The organism is Chitinophaga sp. YR627 (assembly GCF_900114995.1).
Classification (GTDB): Bacteria; Bacteroidota; Bacteroidia; order Chitinophagales; family Chitinophagaceae; genus Chitinophaga.
Genome location: NZ_FOUX01000002.1, coordinates 851,201 through 873,346 on the forward strand (window position 1 = coordinate 851,201; position 22,146 = coordinate 873,346).

Annotated in this window: 10 protein-coding genes; 1 reads left to right on the plus strand and 9 read right to left on the minus strand. The window is 42.3% G+C overall.

The genetic code is table 11. The annotated features are described in order from the left end of the window. Nucleotides 1-97 precede the first annotated feature (97 nt). The 3 genes from BMZ72_RS12065 to BMZ72_RS12080 all read right to left on the minus strand — a co-directional run bounded on the left by BMZ72_RS12065 (nucleotide 98) and on the right by BMZ72_RS12080 (nucleotide 3,395). A complete protein-coding gene (locus BMZ72_RS12065) occupies nucleotides 98-1,243 on the minus strand; it encodes a FecR domain-containing protein (RefSeq protein WP_089808576.1) in 1,146 nt (381 codons plus the stop codon). An 81-nt stretch (nucleotides 1,244-1,324) separates the two neighbouring features. Then, on the minus strand, nucleotides 1,325-1,906 hold the full coding sequence (locus BMZ72_RS12070) for an RNA polymerase sigma factor (protein ID WP_143087673.1): 582 nt from the start codon (nucleotides 1,904-1,906) through the stop codon (nucleotides 1,325-1,327). A 619-nt stretch (nucleotides 1,907-2,525) separates the two neighbouring features. Further along, nucleotides 2,526-3,395 carry a hypothetical protein gene (locus tag BMZ72_RS12080; protein ID WP_089808582.1) on the minus strand — a complete coding sequence of 290 codons (870 nt, stop codon included), beginning with the start codon at nucleotides 3,393-3,395 and terminating at the stop codon, nucleotides 2,526-2,528. 382 nt (nucleotides 3,396-3,777) lie between these two features. On the opposite strand from BMZ72_RS12080, the gene BMZ72_RS12085 reads away from it, so the two are divergent. After that, nucleotides 3,778-6,579, plus strand: a complete 2,802-nt coding sequence (locus tag BMZ72_RS12085) for a bifunctional aconitate hydratase 2/2-methylisocitrate dehydratase (protein WP_089808584.1) — start codon at nucleotides 3,778-3,780, stop codon at nucleotides 6,577-6,579. Between the two features lie 90 nt (nucleotides 6,580-6,669). Here the strand turns inward: BMZ72_RS12085 and BMZ72_RS12090 are convergent, their stop codons facing one another. From BMZ72_RS12090 to BMZ72_RS12115, 6 genes are all read right to left on the minus strand, one after another. Further along, nucleotides 6,670-7,314 carry a LolA3 family protein gene (locus BMZ72_RS12090; RefSeq protein WP_143087674.1) on the minus strand — a complete coding sequence of 215 codons (645 nt, stop codon included), beginning with the start codon at nucleotides 7,312-7,314 and terminating at the stop codon, nucleotides 6,670-6,672. Between the two features lie 167 nt (nucleotides 7,315-7,481). After that, complete coding sequence (locus BMZ72_RS12095; protein WP_089808588.1) at nucleotides 7,482-8,579, minus strand: hypothetical protein; 1,098 nt, start codon at nucleotides 8,577-8,579, stop codon at nucleotides 7,482-7,484. Between the two features lie 2 nt (nucleotides 8,580-8,581). Then, on the minus strand, nucleotides 8,582-10,954 hold the full coding sequence (locus tag BMZ72_RS12100) for a coiled-coil domain-containing protein (protein ID WP_143087675.1): 2,373 nt from the start codon (nucleotides 10,952-10,954) through the stop codon (nucleotides 8,582-8,584). A 254-nt stretch (nucleotides 10,955-11,208) separates the two neighbouring features. Beyond that, nucleotides 11,209-11,847, minus strand: a complete 639-nt coding sequence (locus tag BMZ72_RS12105) for a hypothetical protein (RefSeq protein WP_089808591.1) — start codon at nucleotides 11,845-11,847, stop codon at nucleotides 11,209-11,211. Beyond that, on the minus strand, nucleotides 11,844-20,435 hold the full coding sequence (locus tag BMZ72_RS12110) for an RHS repeat domain-containing protein (protein ID WP_143087676.1): 8,592 nt from the start codon (nucleotides 20,433-20,435) through the stop codon (nucleotides 11,844-11,846). Before BMZ72_RS12110 ends, BMZ72_RS12105 begins: the two co-directional genes overlap by 4 nt. 26 nt (nucleotides 20,436-20,461) lie before the next feature. After that, on the minus strand, nucleotides 20,462-22,108 hold the full coding sequence (locus tag BMZ72_RS12115) for a hypothetical protein (protein ID WP_089808595.1): 1,647 nt from the start codon (nucleotides 22,106-22,108) through the stop codon (nucleotides 20,462-20,464). Nucleotides 22,109-22,146: the final 38 nt, after the last annotated feature.

A 22,146-nucleotide genomic window follows, 5' to 3' on the forward strand; every position in this document is an offset into this window, starting at 1 on the left:
TAGAAATTGGTTGATTCTGAAAAATAAAGACCCCTCTCAGGCAGTTCGTCAACTACCCGGCATTATTGGTTGTTTGTCTTTTATGTTATTGGCTAAATCAGGGGAAGACGATTAATTTTCTGTCTTCCAGTTGGCATTTCACACCTGAGACTGCCAGTGTATTCAATAAGTTTTGTAAAGTCATATTCCGGCTGATCTTCCCGGTGAACTGTATATTCGGTTGGTGGCCCGCATACACAACTTCTATATCATACCATCGTGCTATCTGATGCATCACTTCATTCAGATCGCTGTCATCAAAGTCAAAGAGATTATTTTTCCATGCTATTACTTTTTCAATATCAGGATCATTCACTACTGTTATACCATGCCGGAGAATCGCTTGTTGTCCGGGTTGCAGTAAAGTGTTTTTCGCAACCCGTATCCGGCCTTCCAATAAAGTAGCGGCTATGCTATTTTCCTCGTCATATGCTTTTATATTAAAGCTTGTTCCTAATACCTCTATCAGTTCATTCTTATTGACAGTCACCACGAAAGGCATTGCTGCATTCGCAGCTACTTCAAAATATGCTTCTCCGGTCATTTCCACGTTTCTCGTTTTCCCACTGAACAACAACGGATAGTGGATGCTGCTACCTGCATTCAACCAGACCTTTGTACCATCCGGCAAAACAAGGCGATATTGGCGGCCATTAGGCGTAGAAACTGTATTGTACACCACCTCATTTCCCTCTCCATTATATAGCAGTGCTCCATTCTTTACCTGTACAACCTGTCCGCCCTGCAATGCTACTGTACCATTTCGCAATGAATCCAGTTGTATTGTTTTTCCATCTGCCAGGGTCAGCATCGCACCGCTCCGCCCCGGTTGTATATCTGCCATGACCCTCACATTGGGTGAAGCTATTGGCCGTCTGGACATATAATACCCGGCACCTGCCAGTATCAGCAGCAAGACCGCGGCACTTGCCGCCATCCATCTGCGAACAGGCATCCTGCGATACAGTGGCTTAGGGATTTCATTATGAATGACAGACATCACATGCTGCTCAATCCGCTGATCTATTTCCGGAAGCGAATATTCCTGCTGCAACTGAAAATCAAACAGTTCTCTCAGCCTGGAATCCAGGATAGGCATCTGCTCCTCATCTTCCAGCAATTGCCGGAATTGCGACATCTCCTCAGCGGTCAATGTCTCTGTCAGATACTTATCCAATAGCTCCCTGATAGCAGCATCATTCATAATTATTATCCTTTAGCGCGCCCTGTTCAGATATAAAGACGCATTTTTTTCAAAGTACATAGATCCGGAATGCACTTTTTTTTAAAAAAAGATAAAACCCAGTGATATCCATAATAAACAGAGCTCCGGAAACCCTGCCAGTTCGGCCCTGATAAAGCTCAAAGCCGCCATCAGCTGCTGATTGACCGTTCCGGACGAAATTTCTAATTCGTCGGCTATCTGCTGATGCGTTTTATTTTCAAAGCGGCTCATGACAAATACCTGTTTCCTGCGGGGAGGAAGCCGGTTAATAATTTCATGCAAACGACTGCTGAGCTCTTTAAACTGGAGCTGCTTTTCCGGCGTCCAGCTATAGGCCTGGTCGACTTCCGGATCTGTGGGAATGAATTTTTTGCGGAGTTCTGAAACAGTATAATTGCGGGTAACAATGAAGAGATAATTTTCGAAGGAGGTCAGCTGATCCAATCCCTCCCGATAGTGCCATATTTTCAAAAAAACATCCTGTGTGATCTCCTCTGCCCTTTCAGGGGATTTAATAATACTGAGCGTGTGCATAAACACAGGCATTCTATATTTTTTAAATATAGCTGCAAACGCCCTGGTATCTCCTTTGGCGATGGCGGCAAGCAACTCTTTTTCCTCGTATGACGGTTCACTCGACAATGTGGTATAAAATAATGCCTATAAATGTACAAATTTGCCGATGTAGATACCAATAAAAACAAGTTTATTCTCTACAATCTATAATATAGAAAAAAACTTAACTACATGTGATAATATAAAAGGGATCAGCAACCAGCTAAGGATGAAAGTGGTGAGAACAATCAACACAACTATCCATATAAATAGTTTTCCAATAAGATCTTCTTTCTGAGTCCTGTTTTGAAACTTCCTTTTTAGCCGTGGGAGTTGTTTGGCTAATCCAGGTTTTATCTTCTTCGGTAGGTACCTGAAGAGGAGGAATGTGTAAATTAGAAAAGCAAAGACAGTGTACACTCTTGCCAGAGGAGCTATTAGCATAAAGATAAATACCATGGACAAGAGATAAACCATGAATGTCATACAGAATGCCGGATCACTTGTTTCATCATAGGACTTCCCAAAGACACGATATAGATAAAAGAGAAAATAATCCTTCATAATTTCCGAAAGCACCTGCCAGTAGCGGATGCCAGTTCTACAATATAAGGCATTTTACTAATTTCCGTAATTTCACCCCTAAACAACGCCGGATGCATGGTCCCTGAAACGAAAAAGGCCAGCTATAATTGTACAAAAACAGTTACCATATCCCGATAGCTGTTTTTTCTTCCTGTAGCATTATTATTCCCGGATTCTTTCTATACATCACTTTATAATGCCTTCTATCTCCATAACCCACACTGTTAATAGTATGACCAAATAAGGTCAAACTTATCCTAAAGCGATCATCTTCTGCTTCAGTAAATTTCATTTGCCGGAGTCCTTTCTTTACTTGTCTTTTTATTTCTTTCTGTGTCCAATGCTGGAGCAAAATGGCCTGTAGTTTTCGGACAATTAATACCATATCCCCATCTCTGTTCATAAAGAAATCAAGGAGTCTGGCTATTGCCTTATCCCTATCCCCTATTGCCAGATAGTAGTCCGCAAAATAGGGAGATAAAAAAGCCTGATAGGAATGAACACCATTGAGGCAATCCTGGTAAGGAAGATACTCCCTATCTGCAAGACGCAGATAATAGCCTGAGCTGTCGAATCTTTTCTCCCCGAAATAAAGCTGACTTAAAGCGACACATACATCCGCTTTTGCCAGCCCATAGTTGTTGCTTAAATTCAGCCTTCTCCCACAGGTATCCTTTTCCAGGAGAAACCGGTTACCTGTTGGCATATAAGTAAACGCGTATATTAATCTGGCTTTGGCCGCTGCTATTTGATGTTTTGCCAGATACAGATCGGCTAAAACCTTATTTGTAGAAACGACCATCGGGTCAGTCGGATACAATTGGCTGATCCGTTCAAGCAGGGCGATCGTTTTTGACGTATCATTTTCACAAAATGCCTTCTGTGCACTGTCAATCAATTGAATAATAGCGGTATTCACCCTGACAGATTGTGCTGGCACTGCCGTATACCATCCACAAAGGAGCAGAAAGAACAGGAGAAGTAATTTCATAGCCAGGCTGTTTTAACGCTACAACAGATAGAGATAACTTTGATAATTAAAGACATAAATATATGTTAAAAACAAAAATAATTTCTGAATAACAAGCTTAGCTGGCGTATTCCATACCTGATGCCCCATAAGGACTTTTCTACAAAAAATGCCCTTTACCAGGACAAAGCCGGAAATTCATCCCACTCAATTTCAGCCACTTACAACCAAACACATTATTCCATAAACGACCTTTGGACGAACCTGAAAACATAGAAATAACACCCAGACCACTATAAAATGTGTCATTTACACTCCATTAACGTGGTATCTTCTTTAGATCGCTGTGTAATATTATGGACATTAGTTACCTTTGCGGACTCGCATTCAAAAAGAAAATTGTATGAGCCGTTATAATGAATATCTTAAGGAAATAGAAGAAAGGAAAGGCCAGGGACTTCATCCAAAGCCGATTGATGGTGCCGAATTGTTAAATGACATCATTGGACAAATTAGAGATCTTGGAAACGAGCACCGGAAAGATTCTCTTAATTTCTTCATTTATAATGTGTTACCAGGAACAACCAGTGCTGCTGGTGTAAAAGCTAAGTTTTTAAAGGAAATCATCCTTGGAACAGCGAAGGTGGAAGAAATTACACCTGCTTTTGCTTTTGAGCTGTTATCCCACATGAAAGGTGGTCCTTCCATTGAAGTATTGCTCGATCTGGCCCTGGGTAATGACGTGGCTACTGCGAAAGAAGCCGCAAAAGTGCTTAAAACGCAGGTTTTCCTCTATGATGCGGACACTGACCGCCTGAAAGAGGCATTCAAAAACGAAAATCCGATAGCGAAAGAAATCATCGAAAGTTATGCACAGGCTGAGTTTTTCACAAAACTGCCTGACGTACCTGAAGAAATTAAGGTGGTAACTTTCATCGCTGGTGAAGGTGATATTTCAACTGATTTGCTCTCTCCGGGTAATCAGGCGCACTCCAGATCTGACCGCGAACTGCATGGTAAATGCATGATCACTCCTGAGGCGCAGGCTGAGATCAGGAAACTGCAGGAACAACATCCGGACAAGAGCGTGATGTTGATCGCAGATAAAGGCACCATGGGTGTGGGTTCATCAAGAATGTCCGGTGTAAACAACGTGGCACTCTGGACCGGCAAACAGGCAAGTCCTTTTGTTCCATTTGTTAACATTGCGCCTATTGTAGGTGGTACAAATGGTATCTCTCCTATCTTCCTCACAACAGTTGACGTTACCGGTGGTATTGGTATCGACCTGAAAAACTGGGTGAAAAAGGTAGACGAAAATGGTAAACTGGTTCGCAATGAAGCTGGTGAACATATTCTTGAGGAAGTATACTCTGTTGCTACCGGCACAGTGCTGACTATCAACACAAAGAAAAAGAAACTTTACAACGGTGATAAGGAACTGATCGACATCTCTAAGGCACTGACGCCTCAGAAGATGGAATTTATCAAAGCTGGCGGATCATATGCTATCGTATTCGGTAAAAAGATCCAGACGATCGCTGCTAAACTCCTGAATATCGATCTTCCTCCTGTATTCGCTCAGCCAAAAGAGATCTCTCATGAAGGCCAGGGTCTGACAGCAGTAGAAAAGATCTTTAACAGAAATGCTGTTGGTACAACGCCAGGTAAAATATTACACGCTGGCTCAGATGTTCGCGTAGAAGTGAACATCGTAGGTTCTCAGGATACGACCGGTCTGATGACTGCGCAGGAACTGGAATCTATGGCAGCAACCGTGATCTCTCCAATTGTAGATGGCGCCTACCAGTCAGGTTGTCACACTGCATCCGTATGGGATAAGAAAGCACAGGCAAACATTCCAAAACTCATGAAATTCATGAATGAATTTGGTCTGATCACTGCCCGTGACCCGAAAGGTGAATATCACTCCATGACTGACGTAATCCACAAAGTACTGAATGATATTACAGTGGATGAGTGGGCGATCATCATCGGTGGTGATTCTCATACAAGAATGTCAAAAGGTGTTGCATTCGGTGCTGACTCAGGTACCGTTGCACTGGCACTGGCTACAGGTGAAGCATCTATGCCAATTCCGGAATCAGTGAAAGTTACCTTCAAAGGAGAAATGAAGGAGCACATGGACTTCCGTGATGTGGTACACGCTACACAGGCACAGATGCTGCAGAAATTTGCTGGTGAGAACGTTTTCCAGGGTAGAATTATTGAAGTGCATATCGGAACGCTCCCAGCTGACCAGGCCTTCACGTTCACTGACTGGACAGCAGAAATGAAAGCAAAAGCTTCTATCTGTATTTCTGAAGACGACACCCTGATCCAGTCACTGGAAATCGCTAAAGGCAGGATCCAGATCATGATCGATAAGGGCATGGATAACAGCAGACAAGTGCTCCAGGGTCTGATCAATAGAGCAGATAAGAGAATCGCAGAGATCAAGTCCGGTGAAAAACCAGCTTTGACACCAGACGAAAATGCAAAATACTACGCAGAAGTTGTAATTGACCTGGATGCTATCGTTGAGCCAATGATCGCTGACCCGGATGTTAATAACGATGATGTTGCTAAACGTTATACACACGATACCATCCGTGCACTTTCTTACTATAGCGGCGAGAAAAAAGTAGATCTTGGTTTCGTTGGTTCCTGCATGGTACACAAAGGCGACCTGAAAATCGTTTCTCAGATGCTCAGAAATCTGGAAAAACAGACAGGTAAAGTTGAGTTCCACGCACCACTCGTAGTGGCAGCTCCAACTTATAACATCATTGATGAACTGCAGGTTGAAGGAGATTGGGAAATACTGCAGAAGTATTCCGGCTTTGAATTCAATGACAACGCTCCGAAAGGCGCTGCCCGTACTGAATACGAAAACATGATGTATCTGGAGCGTCCAGGTTGTAACCTGTGTATGGGTAACCAGGAAAAAGCGGCTAAAGGTGACACCGTAATGGCTACATCCACCCGTCTCTTCCAGGGAAGAGTTGTTGAAGATTCCGATCGTAAGAAAGGTGAATCCCTGCTGGCTTCTACACCAGTAGTTGTTCTTTCTGCAATCCTGGGAAGAATTCCTAATGTGGAAGAGTATAAAGCTGCGGTAGTAGGTATCGATCTGACTAAGTTCGCACCTCCGCTGAAGAATATGACTTCAAGTGCACAGCGCACAGATAGTCTGTCTTACTAATGGTTTAAATCATTATATGATAAAAAGCAATAACCCTACTCTTGCGAGTAGGGTTATTGCTTTTTATCGTTTCTTCATTTCCGGTATGAATCAATTATCATGGCGCTCTGATACCATATCTTCGGACCCAAGGAAGACATTAAAATCACTATAAGTCCCCAACGCACGGTATCCCTTATCTTCTTTTGTAAAATATGTATGCTCATCAAACATATCCGGATGTGGTACAAAAGGAGCATAACCGCTATAGATACAGGAAACGACCGCAAACTCTCCGTATTTTTCAGTCACCTGTTCCTGCTCATCAGTCGCCTGTATAAGCAGTTGTGTTTTAACGACGTACTGCATTTCACTCAGATAGCCACTCTTTTTATCAAACAGCAGCCGTATCTCTTTATAAGGACTTCCTGAATTAAAGTTAATTCGTATTGCCTTCGCACTCCCGGACTCATCAACAGAACAGCGGCTGATACCCATGGTCTTAAGTACCTGCAGTACCTGTTGTCCTGGGTCGGCCTGAGGAGTACCTGATGGCTTTGACAGATACATTATTTTATCTTCCTTAAACAGGGTAATAACATATCGTTCATTGGCAATCATTTCTGTATTTGATATATTGTAGTGATACCTCCCTTCTGAGAGATCCATATGTCCGCTTAGAGAATCAAGAATAATTCCAGGTTGCAACTCGCTTGTGTATGTGTAATGAACATCAAACGACAAAGACTTCTTCATGAATACGTCCTGCATTTCCTTAATTGCCAGAAATAACCTGGCAGTATCTGTCGATCCCTGGGCAAAAGCCGTGGACCCTATTGTCAAAAAACATACTATTAACAGGGCTTGTCTCATCAACTTCATATCAATATGTTCTGATTACTGTTTTCTGAATAATTATGTGACTACTTCAAATAGATAAACTTCATCTGATATATTTCATTGCGGGAATTCTTCACGCGCATCAGATAAGTTTTATCATTCTGAAGATGAAATTTCCTTTTTATCTCAAATACTATCATGTTGTCTCCCGGATTAACGGCTAAGTCACCGGAGGAAATAATTGTATTGCCTGATTCTAATGCGAGTAACTCATATTTTATAGTGTTATCGTTAACAGCATTAGTATATGTAAAATAGATGTCTCCTGTGACAACAGCGATAGCGGCGTCCTGTTCTTTTTTCAGCTGAACATACGAATTTTCGCTGCTTTCCCTTTTGCTGATATCCGATTTCAGTTTGAAAGTCCATACATCAGTCTGAGCGGCAAAAGCATTACCATTCTTTGCTATTACAGTCCAGGCATATTGTTTACCAGTATCCAGCGAAAGACCAGACGCCGGGTAATTGGCGAAAAGGTTCTTTGTAGATGGTATCCTGAATACTGGTATATTTTGCTGTATAGCCTGAGCAGGAGACTCGCCATTACGTACTTCTGTGAGCAGTAATTCGTAGTTAAGATTCCCGAATGTAGTTGGCGGTGACGGCGGTAACCACGTGAATTGTGGGTTATATGTTTCCAGTATACTCTGATCGGCAGGTGTATTTAACAAAGGAGGTGCTATAGGACTGACAGCAAAAGGAATACAATCCTCAGATATCAGATCGCCGGCATGTCCGCCCTGAAGGAACAAACTGTAACATGCCTGGTAATTGCCTACCGGTAATAGTCCGTTAGGGCTTCTGTCCGTAACCGTAGTCAGATACTCATATTCTATAGGTGCCACGTCGCCGGCCTGCAATTGTTTAGCGCCTTTGCTGATGGGAATATTCCTTGTTACGCCTGTGAGGACCGGCTGATTGGTATTAATATCTATCAGCCGCATCATAATCCTTACATTGACAGGGGCTTCTGAACCTGAAACCAATGCGATGTTCCAAAGCTGTGCTTTCATAAGCACGCCCTCAGGAGGCACCTGCGCTGTCATAGAAACCTGTGCTAACGCCTGTACAGTAGTAAACAGCATAAGAAATGAAATAATAGAGCGTTTCATGTTGATCATATCTAAAATGTTTTTGTGTAAGTTATCCGGCCATTGTCACTGGAAACCAAACGTTTTTGCCCTCCTGGGACAAAAGCCTTCTCTCCCATCAATGCAATTTCTCCTAAACGACGTATGGAGATCCGGGCATTACCGGAATAGCCGATCTGTGTCAGCCGATAGGTCGTCTGATAGTTGTATTTGGCTCCAGCGCCCAGTTCCAGCCAGGTTCGCATCTTATATTGTACGTTACCGGATGCACCATACAGGTCGTATTCCGGATTAGTCGCTATAGAACCTCCCCCGTTGATCGTAAATTTGTCTGTGAATATTGTTTGACTTAACAGCAGGTCTTTACTGTTGAAGTAAAGAAAATTGCTATCGGTCTGCTTATTGTAAAACTGGGTATAGGTTGCTAATGTGCTCATCATTATACCCCTGAAATAATAAAAATGGCTGACTGTACCAACCAGGTTATAAAAAAGATTTTCCGAGTAATGACCATCATTCAGCTTGGTAAGCTGAGCGCTCGGGAAATATCCTGCGGTAATAACAGGCCATTTTTTCTTTCTTAAAGTGGCCTGTACAGACTTAAATACAGTGTTACTCTGGTAGTTGGTCTGCTGATAGTTGGTCACAAAGTCATTTTTTCTGATACCCGCACTAATAGTCAGCTGCTTCTTAAAAAAAAGCTGATCTACTTTCACGGACCATCCCGTCTGAGATGAACCGGTTGAGTACAGGCTAAATGACTGGAAATTCGCGCCCATCATTTTATACATAGCACTGATCCGGGTGCCGGTCTGCTGGAGAAATGACCCTGCCTTAATGGAATATGCCTCGTTGGTATGATCACTGAGACGAAACATCTCATTTAACCCGCTGTTATGATCAGTTACAGATCTTGCATAGGCTGGCAGGGAGGATTTCGCAATCTCACCGGTAATATAGTTGTTCTGGTCAACCTGCCATCTGCTTTCGATTGATAACCCCATGATGTGCTGACTCAGATCAGCCGTTGTTGTGGTACCATTCTCATCTACGGTATTGAAGTTGTAAACCTGCTTCCTGCCAGTATAATAACTCAGGATGATGTTGTTTCCATCCCTGATGCCCTTTCCGACACGGATCAGGTTAAGGTATTGACGGGATCTGTTTTCATTAAATACAAAATCACGGAAACGATAGTCAACTTTACCCGTAGCTACCGCATAATAATATCCTGGATTATATTCGGCCTGGAAGCCCAGGATACTGATGTTTTTAGCGGTTAACTCCGAATAGTCGACCAGCATTCGCCCTACACCTATCGTACGGATGGCTAAAAGTTGTTTATATCCTTCAGGTAAAACGGTATCAGGTAACCCCGCTTTTTCCAGGTTCTCCGCGAGTTCCTTATTGTTTTTGCTACGCGTCAGTGCATCGTTTAAAGCATTCTTCCGCGTCGCATATACCTTCTCCTGTTTATTATATAATGCCTGTAACGCTGCTAGTCTTTCCTGAAGGGAATCCAGCTTTTCCTCATTGTCAGCATATCTGTTGTTAATATTTTCGAGGGTTGAATCAGCATTTTTCCTTTCGTCCCTGGCCTTTTGAATTTGAAAGCCTGTAAATACTATCTTCTGGAAACTATTCATCCCCGGATCAATATCACTACCCGGCATATCAAGCTTAAGTGAATCTCTGATTTTAGCATAATATATTTTTTCCCGGGCTTCAACAAGTTTCTGTAATGACGCCGGATCTGACTTCCATGCTTTCAGTTTATCAATTTCAGACTGCATTGCCACCAGTTGTCCCTTCAGGCGTTGCAACGAATCTAACTGCGCATACTTCGATGCATCCCAGCTTTTTGCCTTTTGCAGCATCGCGTTCCTGAAATCTCTGCTGGTGTATTGAAGATTGATGTCTGTAAGGTTCCGGAAAAGTGACGAATTTCCTTTCCTTGTCGTAAAGTTCACACGTATTGGATAATAATTTTTGTAGGTAAATTCAAGACTCGTTTGCAGTGTATGTTGATGTACGTCTTTCTGAACAAAAGGTGTGTCAACATTCGACTGATAAAAGAAATCGTATAATACGTTTCCATGGACGGTTAACAACGGCTGTTTCTCTGCCATTACCGGCTGCTGTTTCTTCTTGCTTTTTTCATGCGAAACGATTACCGTATCATAAGCGGTTCCCTGATAAGGTGCTATGATAAAAGCAGGGAACTTCTTTTCTCCGGTAGAAAAGTACAGCAATGTGTCTGCGAGAAGTGGGTTTTTTGGGCCTTTTGACGGCTTTATTTTCCATTTGGAGTAATAGTCTGCTCCTCTCTTGATGACACCTGTCTGACCATGGATATTGGCCCTGGCGATCAGTGTTATGAATAGGATGAAGAGGATGTGTTTCACGGGTATAGGATCAATTAAAGCTATAACGATAATGTCCACTTGTAAATATTCTTCCACTATAATATTCCAACAACTTGTTGCACAAATATCTATTTCGGATAAGTTTTACAACTGGTCATAATAAAACAGCTGGACTATTTCACCAGCTGTTTTACTAAGTCTGGAGACTAAACATGTAAGAATTATCATTAACTATTTATGTCTCGAAACAACTAAGTAAGAGATACTAAAAAGTATAATTAGAACAAACAATACTAAATACTATCAATAACTTGCTTAAAGCTTATTTCCCCGTTTGTTTCAATGCCTTTTTGGCTAATAACGATTCCTTTTTCATCGAGCTCCAATAACAAATTATAGCAGTAATACCCTGACATAGCAGACACAAGCATCATCTTTATTAAAAGAAATTTTCTTTCTGACCTCGAAAAGCTTCCAATATAAGTTGGCAACATAATTTCTGAATCTTTAATCTTCAACCGCAACTTAATGCTTTCACCATTTACTACTATTACAGCTTTCTTATCATTATTAATACTACTTAGCATCGGGATATCTGCCGGTGTTCCGGTTGAATCAACCACACCAACATCACTTCTAAGATATAATCTACAAAAATCGCCTTGTATTGAGTCCTCAAAACAAACTACATCTGTAGTATCATTAAAATGATAAAGAAAGGGATGTACCTTCTTTTCAGTATATGATGGATCAAATGTTCCACCTGGTGTTTCAGCAAAGAAAGAGTCATCATTTTGAATAGTGTCCACAACCTTCTGATTTTTGAGCGCTGAGCTATCATGACTATTATCAGACGAAGGATTTCTATCATTATTACATCCCTCAAATATAAAGGACGCTCCAAATAAGAAAATAATAAGAATGTTTCTCAAAGCTGGCCAGTTTTACTAGTTGAAAATGAATGTTTTGTAGACTTATAAAACAAAGTTGATCCAAAATGTTTTCCTGATTTGCCTTTGCTTCCTCCTTGAAAAACTTTTGTTGCCTGGAAAAGTGAGGCATCAAGATTATACGAATTGCTCCAATTACTGAACCCAAATGATTTTATTTCCTGGTCAACATATAACCACTTTTTCCAATCTGCACTGTTAAAAATATCGACACCCTGCCACCCGATTCCTCCATAAGAAAAATCCAGATCTTTACCATTGTGCGCTTGATATTGAAATGCTTTAATAGTATATTCAAAAGCAAGTTTCATTTGCGCATTTCCGTTTCTCACCGAAACGTTTTTAAGCAAATCAGGATCTTCACCTAAATTTATTCCCAGGAAATTACGAAATGCAGGATTTCCGTCCGCACCATAATGAGTTTCGTTTGCATATTGATCATCCGTCCATCTATTCCTCATCTTAAACAATGTATTACTAAGATGCCAATCTTCACCATATCTACTTGCTCCAGAGTTCTTCAATTGTTTATGATGATTCATAATAGCAAATGGAATTCCTTTTATAACATTATCACTGTAACCTGATTCTGAATAAGCTAAACCTGCTATTCTTGTAAATAATGCTATATCCGTGTGCAAATCCCTTACTCCCAGATAAAATGTTAATCCCCCCTGCGTCATTACACTTTCCGCTACTCTTACACCATTCGAAACCTCAAGTGGCAATGCATTTCCTTTAGAGTCAGTTGTCCTGTGTCCTAAGAATTTACCATCGGCTGCGTAATAGTATTCTAGCCCGTCTAAATCGACACCTGAAATCGGGCTATTGCTTGCAAATTGATAAGGCGTAAGTTCTGGATACTCAGCCGTTAAAGGATCAACACTCAAAAACTTCCCTATTCTTGGATCATAGATCCTCATTCCATAATCCTGCTGGTTGCCCTCACCCTTGACCTCATTATCATTTTCTTTACCATTAAAGCCATAACGATATTCATTGCTGTTAAATCCTCTGCCCGGCGCCTGCATACCAAATGCATAGTACTCCTGGGCGGACACCACGTCCGATCTGTAGTAATCTACATTACTTCCATCGGAGGAAACGGCAACCTTTCGATCAGAAATGGTAGACAGTACGTTTCCGAGATGATTACTCAGTTCCAGCAACTTGCTTCCCCGGACGAAATTAACATTAATACCTGTTCCAAGTCCATTTAGTTTTACCAGCTCAGGTGAAGATACATTTTGAACCTTCGTATTGAAAGTATGAATACCAAGTCTGGTTAATCCATAGAGTCCCACCTCTCTTTGTGTGAGCTGTCCACCATTGATACTATTATCTCCTTTTGTGTAAATACTAATTATATTTCCAGTGGCATCTCTTACGTACCAGGTTTCAATCCCCCCTGAAGACTTAACAATACGATTATTAATAGCGTCATATGTATAAAGCGTTGCTCCGGAAGTGGTGGAATTAATCTGTCTCAGTTTACCATAAGCAGTAAAATTAATAGTGCTAAGGTTGGAAGCTGCATCTGAACTGAGCTGACCTATTGTATTATAAGTATAGTTGCCTGGAGACTGATTGTCAATATCATTATCATAGTTGGACGATGGGACGACATCTGAAATATATGATAGCTTGTTCGTATTTGCTATATAATTATAGACCAGGCTATCCATCTGAATTGGTTTACCAGCAAAACTGTTATTACCACTTCTGTTGAATGTAGTAATGTTACCATTCGGATCATAAGTAACATCTTCCTTAAAGTCTGGTAATTCCACAGGCGTCCATACGTTATTTGTTTTATCAAACCCTTTAGCGGTCTGCGCACCTGCCAGCCTGTTCAATACGTCATAACTATACGTATATAATAAAGGTGTACCTATCGCTGGTAAATTCTGACTGATCGCTGCAACGTTACCATTGAAAAGCGGTTTAAAATTATTACCTGCAACATCTGCATCAGCAAATGGCGTTATACCGCTTACAGACTTGTAGTCTCTCGGTCCATAGTAATGTAATGCAACACCAAAAGCATCCCTTGCTACAATCGACGTCGATGAGCCATCACTTCCCATATCAAATACAGGCATATCGGAGGTGCTGTTTATGCCTTTGAGCCATCCCTGTAATGTATAGGCATAATCAATACCCTGTACCTGCTGCTCACCAATAACGCTTCTGGCCAGTGAGCCATGCCTGTAATACTGATAATATGCATCGTTATCCCAATTGATATTATCACGGCTGGTTTCGACATTTATCAACCTATTTTCTGCATCATAGAAATAACGATGATAATATGCATCAATCTGACCCGGTTGATAGGCTATACTATTCGTTTTACCGCTGATAAGATCATACGTGTATACCATCTTTTTCCACCTGTTACCGGCATCGGCCATTCCTCCAATCTTAAAATCCTGTACTAGTGTATCCACATTTCCATGTATATCATAGCTATAAAACGTCGCTGCTGAATATGCACCCGCATTAAGTGTATTCAGGGAAGAGTAAAGAGCACTCCATGCTACACGGTTCCTGAGATTTCGTGGGCTCAGGATAACACCTACTAATGGCTGAAGCGGTTCATCATATGTATTTTTTATAATGGTGGTAGGATTGGCGGCTTCATAATATGCTGCTAATGTATACGGATTCCGGCTAACTGCATTCAACAAAGCTGAAGGAGTCGTACCAGTCCAGCTTATACGTCCAATATTGTCGTACGCTGTCAGGAGCGTATTTGACGGATTGATTGCCCTCGCTGATACCTGTCTGCCAATTCGGTCATACGCATATTTATGAGGTTGCGTGATATCTGGCATCAACATCTCTGTCACATTACCCAAAGTATTATAACGATAGTTAGTCAACATCGTATGCGCAGGCAGCCTTTCAGTACCAGCTCTTCTTGCAGCCTTGACACTATTCAGCCATGCAGCGGTACGATTAACAACCACACCCGCAGGTGGAACTGTTTTTATGAGATTACCCGCCCTGTCGTAATAATATAAAGTATAGTGGTATTCAGAGGTTTTATATGAAACCGTAAAAATTTCTCTCAGCCCACCATTCATGGAACTATCTATGAAAGCCTTATCAAAGCTGTTCATTATTGAGTCCCTGTAAGCGTTAAACAATTCTGTTCCCTTACTGACCGCAAAAAACTCGTTATCCGAACAGTTATCGATCGTATTAGGATCTGTTGATTCAAACACAGGGTTAGCATTACCACAAAGCAACGGTCCACGGCTTACGCGAATACAACTATCGCCGCTTGAGCAATTCAGCGCCCTATGAACAGGCGACATGTTAGTAGCTATCAGATTGAATGCCTGCACTGCTGTATCTGATATGACATTGTTGGCCGTTATTGAGAGGTTCAGGTCCACAACCACTTTTGTAGCATCAAAAGTGTCATGAATATCAGCATCCCTGCACGCAACAGATCCTGAGGCCGGCATGAAGAACATCATTGCACTACGCCCGTATGCACCAGCTGTTACATACCCGCCATCTGCATTTTCAATAACCTTGTTCATATAGGTAGAACTGTCCAGTTTTAGCGGAAGCGACCACTGCACAGTATTATCTGCCTTGATCTTCTCCCAGACAGGCATATAACCTTCCGGAACGACCGTATTCTGAACTGCCATAACATTGCCATCGGCATCTGACACCATTGGCATCCACTGCCCCACGCCCCTGTTATAGGGTCTTGACAACAACCGCGCTGATATCACCTCGCCATTGTTATTTACATTTAGTATACTCTGCCGTAATACATTGTTGGATCCGGCAGAATAATTGACCATATACCCGTTATTGGTCTTATAAAGGAAGCTGGAGAAGTTAGTTACCTTACCCTCAGGTTCTCCGATGTCATACCCGTAAGCCCTTATCAGTATCCCACTGTTCCTGTTTACTTTTAGTAACCACCCATTAAAACCTGTAAGACCTGATATATAAGAACAGCCGGAGACAACGAGCGTATCTGCATTCTGCACAATAGCATATCCTTCATCACCGCTACTCTTACCAAATCGTCTTATCCAGTTGGATGTCCCATTAGCGCTCATTGAGCCAACCATGAAGTCAGCTACGTTATCCGCAAGATTGTACTTGACAACATAGGCGTAGCTTCCATCTGAGGCCTGGATAATGTCAGCACCTGTTTCTCCCCAGGTAGTGTTCAATCCTACACGACGACTCCACGTAACATTACCATTGTCTGCCAGTTTCACGATCATACCACCTCGTTGGAAAGCTCCAGGCGCCATGGCAATAGTACCCATTGCGATAAACCCTCCATCGGTAGTATTCCTGACTTTTAAAAAATTATCAGTGCCAAAACTTCCGTAGTGCTTCGCCCATAATACATCGCCTTTACTGTTTGTTCTTATCAGATAAGCGTTATTGTTATTGTTCGCTATCATTGTGGAACCCGCAAGTAAAAACCCATTGTCCGGCGTACGGATGACGTCATAGATTGAATCCAGGTTTCCGGAGCTGTAAGTATGGATCAGTTGCTGTCCTCCACGGCAAACGGTTGTGTCTTTATAAGGATATAACTTACATGTATCCAGGAAATCCAGATACTGCCACATTTGCTTGGTCATACCCAACTGATTGTTCATATAGTTAACAAAAAGCTGGTTTTTGGCCAATTGAGAGGAGTCGGTATCTACTCTCTGTGGAGTAACACCCGGATACAGACGTTTAAAATCATCCAGGCTCTTATTAACCATATCACATGTTGCACAGGCAGGAGCAACATTACATTGCATAATAGCCGGGATGATCAATGGTTCTTCAAAATAGCTGCAGGTTCCTCCGGTAGGAAGGTTACATGCACTCAGCAGCTGCTGCACCTGCACTTCTGATAAAGAGGTACCTCTCGTTCTGTTCAGATAAGTAGCTAACGTAATATCTGAAGGCCTCTTCAGCGCCTGATATTCTGCCTGCAGGTTTTTGAGCTGACCACATTCACAATCTGCAGGTAATGTATAGGTCGGCCTGTTTGTAAGTACCGGCTGTTTATCATATGGAGCCGGGATCGTCACAATATATTCATTACATTCAAAAGGATCTGTTACGCCCAACCAACTGTTTGCATCCTCTAAAAACTGCTGGAAACTTCTGTATTCATAAGTACTGGATGGTCTGACCGAACTTGCTCCGTAAGGATGGTCTATATCACAACCCTCTTTACAGATCTCCAGAAGGGTCGGAATGATATAGTCGCTCACTACGATCGAATCATATTTACAAGGCGCCAGTTGCTTAACCCATGCCTGTACATAACTACGGCAATTCTCATCATATGAGCGTTGTAATTTTGCGGCAATTGAATCCTTCAGCACGGTTGTATCAGTGCTATTCAGGAATCCACCACCATTCTCTGCAAGCGCCTCAGACGCAATATAGAAATGCGGTTGATTACCCGCCGCCGACAATTGTGCTGAGGTTACTTTCGGATATTCCGGATAAACGACATTATTAACTCTGTCATTAATGATGTTATGTTTGGTCGTCAGGTACATCTGACGGAAAGAACGCCATGACATATCCAGATCACCCTTACACATTAACGTCGAATCGAAGGCTTTTGCAGGCGTATTATATTGCTGATAGCAGGTAAGACTTCCTCCAGAACACTTCATACTCACCGCCGCCATACTCCACATTGACAGCTGGCTGGTACCACTGCCACCATTGGCATTGTTCAGTTTGTTTTCCAGTGCATCTTTTTGTGAGACTGCCAGAGGATCTTTATTGGCCAATACCGCAGGGAAATAAAAGCCGTTATTGGCAGTAGGATTAAGATATCCCTTTGCCTTTGCTTCTGAATATGTTTCTACGCTTTCGAATGATTTATCCCATATATAGCTGTCTTTGAATTTCTCCATCTCAAGCAGCTTGTAATACTCAGGATGGAATTTCAGCAATGACTCCGCCCACGATGTCTTAAACTTAGCAATGAATTGCTGAGGATCTAACTTCTGTGGAATAACATATGTATCGTTGCGGTCATCGTATACCGTATCTCTTTTCCCTGATTCATCATAGTAAATAACCGAATCCCTGCTGTAAGGAGGTAATTCGGTCTCATCACGGTGATAGAATACAGAATATGCATTTACCGAGTCCAGCGTAGCATACTGACCATAAGGACCTGTTACATCCAGCAGCATTGCATTCCTGATAGCGCCTATTTCGGAGCCGGCATCACACAAAATGTCACATGCATTTACTGCTGACTCATATGCAGCGTAGGCCGCACCTCTGTACCTGGACGAATCTGCTGCTGCAATACCGCCCTTGATCATATATTTGATCCGGAATGCATCCCAGGTACCTACGCTATCCCGGCATGTTTTACAGTCTGGAATACAAGCTGTAGTGTCACGGCTGATACTATCCCGTTGTTGTTGAATGAACTGCTCAAGGGTCACACATACCTGATTCTTAACAAAAACACTATCCCTGTAATAGTCCAGCGCATCTGTATTTACTACCAGGCGTTTTGAGATCTGATAACTACCAGGTACCAGGTGCTTTGTGAAGCTGATATTAAAACCGGGTGTTCCACAGCCTGTCGGTATTGTTCCTGGTGTATAGTTATGGAATACTGTGTCAAAAGGTTTACCTCCCAGACGTTGGTTAGAGGCATCATCTGTGATTGTTATCTGCAGATCATACAGCGCATTATAACAAATAGTAGCGCCATTAATGCAGCTTTTACTTTGTAATACCGGCGCATTTAGCTGATACTTGAAGGAATAATCATCTTCAATTGTCACTAGTTGAGTCTGAATATTTTCCATCACCAGATCTTTGACAATCCTGTTATTACTTCTTGACAACGTGTCTGTATAAGAAATAATAGGGTTATATGAAAGTCCTGCCAGATTCGCACTATCTGGTACGCCAGACAATGCAGTGGCTATGGTTCGCCCGTACATGTCCACATAGTTTACACTATATTGACCATTTGCGTCTTCCACGATATTCTTAAAATAGTGGTTTTTAGGTCCTACTTCTGTTCCAAAGAGTGCGTCCAGGTCATTGTCGCCTGGTGTACCATAGCTGTATTTGGTTTCATGATTACTTCCCAGTCTGTGAACTGGTCCTAAGCCCCCTTCGCGACTGATCCTGCCTGTATTATCCTGTGTATAGGATGTTTCTGTGAAAGCATATCCACCTGCATCCGGGATGTATTTGTTAATGCCGTTATCTTTTTCCGGATTATCCGGTGAATAATACTGGTTAGCACCAGAGCTTGTAGACATTGGCTTTGCCGATTCAGACAGAAAATCAGCCGGATTTATAAGCGTATCATAATTTCCTCTGTCATATTCCGCACCGTTGACACTCCTGTTGAAGTTGCGTGAATACTTGATCACCGTACTTAAGGTAGGTGCCGGCAATACCTTTATAACAGGTCGTCCCTGATAGTCATACATTGACTCTGTTATGATAGTTGTATTAGTAGTATTATCTTTTGTTACTGTTTGCCGGCTGCGTAAACTACCATCGAAATAATTTACCTGCGCCTTACGCTTTCCATCTTCAGCATAGCTGACCGAAGATTGCCAGTTCAGGGCACGCTGATGCCCGGTGAAGCTGAATTGCCCCATACCTCCGGAATATATAGAACTCCAGGCCGTTTCGACTCTGCTGCCGTCTGGTCTCTCCTGAACGGCTCTCACACGGAAGAATAATACCCCCCCATCATCATAAAGCAATGGTATACTGTATCTGAAGCCAGCTAGTGTAACCCTGCTGGCATTATTACGGAAAATCAGTTCTCTGTTAAAAGGGTTTCCATAACGACCACTCAGCAGTGCGGTAGAATCTATATATGACCATTCCAGGTCATACACATCAGCCCCTGTCACAACCGGCCAGGTTACGCTAAGTTCGTCTGTTGAGTCTGTATTAGCGGGAATGTTGCCTTCGATGCTGATACTTTTCACACCGTCATTGGCACAGGACAACTTATAAGTGATCTGTGCATCAATTTCATTCTCCAGCAGCAATGCAGATAGTACACGTGGTGGCGCACTTGTTGTCAGTCCTAATACTTTGACATTAACACTATGTGCATTATTGAAAACAAAACTGCTTCTGCTGGTGTAAGCACTGGTGTCCGAATAATTAATACTGAGGGTCCTGTCCACAGAATCCAGTATAAAATCTGGCCGGGTATAGATAATACGAACGTTGACCGAAGCAGTAAACGTTACTGGCAATAATACCCTGGCATATTCATTGAGCTTAAATGTAATTATATTCTTAACCTGGTATGGCGTATCCAGTTTAGCTTGCAATGTAGGATTGAAATATGCAGTATCCTGAACTAATACAAAAGAATCTTTTGCTAATTGTCCCTTACTGCCATCAAGCCATCCTTTGAGCACTGAAAGCGTTTGTGCCTGAGTATGAGTGGTCGCCAGTAAAAGCAACAGTATAGGAATGCGCTTTAGTAAAACAGGTATCAACGCCCGTCTTACAATGGCTGCTGCCATGGCCTTTATTTGTAAAATTCGTTTCATCTGTCAGTTATTTTCACAATGAATGATTATGGTAACACTTCTTTCTGGAGGGAGTTCCTTGTTTCCGTTATCGTTTTGATCCCTCTTTCCGTTTCTTTCTTCAATCTGATCAATGTACCATCATCATCGTATTCATACATTGTGGCATAGTTATTCTCATCGAGTTCAGCCATCAGTCTCAGATCATCCGGACTGTACACGAAAGACTTCATGTTGGCATTATAAGGATGCAGGCGAATGTCATCGAAATACACCGGCACAGATCCTGTTGATCGCAGATAAAGCGTGATACTGACAGCGTCTGTCGGTACGTCTATCGGCTGCTCATATCGTTGCCAGCCCTCAATAATGTTACCGGCAGGAACAGCGGTGATGGAGACGCTATCAGTAGCTCTTCTTATTGTAATGACAACCTGATTACCAGTATAGACAGAACCTTTGCATTCAGCCCCTTCTTTTACCCATGCACTCATCAAAAGGCGTTTGCCAGCCAATGGTGAAAAAGTAGGCAACAATACCTCTTTACCTACCCTGATACTTTTCAATACAAGTTTCTTATCCTTACAATCGCTGCTGTCTGTATTAAATGATATCCGGAACGTTGTAGAGTCAGCGTTCACGAAAGCAGTACCAATACCGTAGGTGGCACCAGCGTCTACTTTCAGGCTATAGCGGCCGGTATGCTGTTGTGTCGTATCAAAATGGCTCTTGTAAGGAGAAAAATCAAAACCGCGCAGACTTTCACAAACAACACGGCAGGCAGTATCTTTTAGGAAATAATCCTCAAAACCATCAAAGACGGTCTCTCTGTACCTTGCGTTTTCTGACACAGCTACAGGCAGGGCATCATCATACCCAAACAGTCCGCTGCTATACCTTCCAAGTGGATCTTTTGTTTCCATTTCCTGCCCTCTGCGACCATAAAGGGTTGTCTCACCCATCCAAAGCCATCTTACAGTGTCCGGTTGAATTACCCATTTATTGTTGTCCAACTTGTAGTAGTAGGTGAAATTAGCGATGGTACCAGCCCTTCTGGCATGTGCTGCCACAGTCGTTGCAATCTCATTCCTGTCTGTATACATTTTATAGTTTCTCAAAACCCTCCAGTTACCAGCCATCCCATTTACATATGGATTTACACTCGTATCGGTAACTGCACTATAACAGTTACCTGCCGGCTTAACCTCGCAGGTATAGCAGGTCCCGATCTTAAGCTGAGCGATGGAGCCAGAGGATCCCGATCTATGATATGTCACTACATCAGCACCTGTACAGGCATCACTTCGCAGGCTATCAAACCTGATATTACCTGCCGAAGATGTCAGAGACACCTCACAGTCACCGACCCTGGCCCTGTACTGTGTGCCAATAGTATCAGCAGTCAATGCATAAAAGTTATTGTTGATATTCTTATAAAGGATCGCACATTGTGTGTACGAAATATTATATCCGGCATTTCTTGCGTCTTTGATAAGAGATGCGATCACGACATGTTCGGACTCCTTCGTCAGCAGTCTATTGGACGTGATCAGGTAATCAAACAATGGCTTCAGGCAATCGCAGGTACACGAAGTCTGCGCTGCTACTTTATTTTGTATACTGCCACCTCCTGCTATTAGCAGGAAGGCGATCAGTACTTTAATTGCCAGGTGGCGTTTTTTATATTGTTTCATAGGAAGAGACGCTTTTTGTAACTGCGATGGCATTATTT

Bases quoted from the DNA above. Each gene is read 5' to 3' on its own strand.
- BMZ72_RS12115 (WP_089808595.1), bottom strand. From the start codon at position 22,108: ATGAAACAATATAAAAAACGCCACCTGGCAATTAAAGTACTGATCGCC.
- BMZ72_RS12080 (WP_089808582.1), bottom strand. From the start codon at position 3,395: ATGAAATTACTTCTCCTGTTCTTTCTGCTCCTTTGTGGATGGTATACG.
- BMZ72_RS12090 (WP_143087674.1), bottom strand. From the start codon at position 7,314: ATGAAGAAGTCTTTGTCGTTTGATGTTCATTACACATACACAAGCGAG.
- BMZ72_RS12110 (WP_143087676.1), bottom strand. From the start codon at position 20,435: ATGAAACGAATTTTACAAATAAAGGCCATGGCAGCAGCCATTGTAAGA.
- BMZ72_RS12095 (WP_089808588.1), bottom strand. From the start codon at position 8,579: ATGATCAACATGAAACGCTCTATTATTTCATTTCTTATGCTGTTTACT.
- BMZ72_RS12065 (WP_089808576.1), bottom strand. From the start codon at position 1,243: ATGAATGATGCTGCTATCAGGGAGCTATTGGATAAGTATCTGACAGAG.
- BMZ72_RS12085 (WP_089808584.1), top strand. From the start codon at position 3,778: ATGAGCCGTTATAATGAATATCTTAAGGAAATAGAAGAAAGGAAAGGC.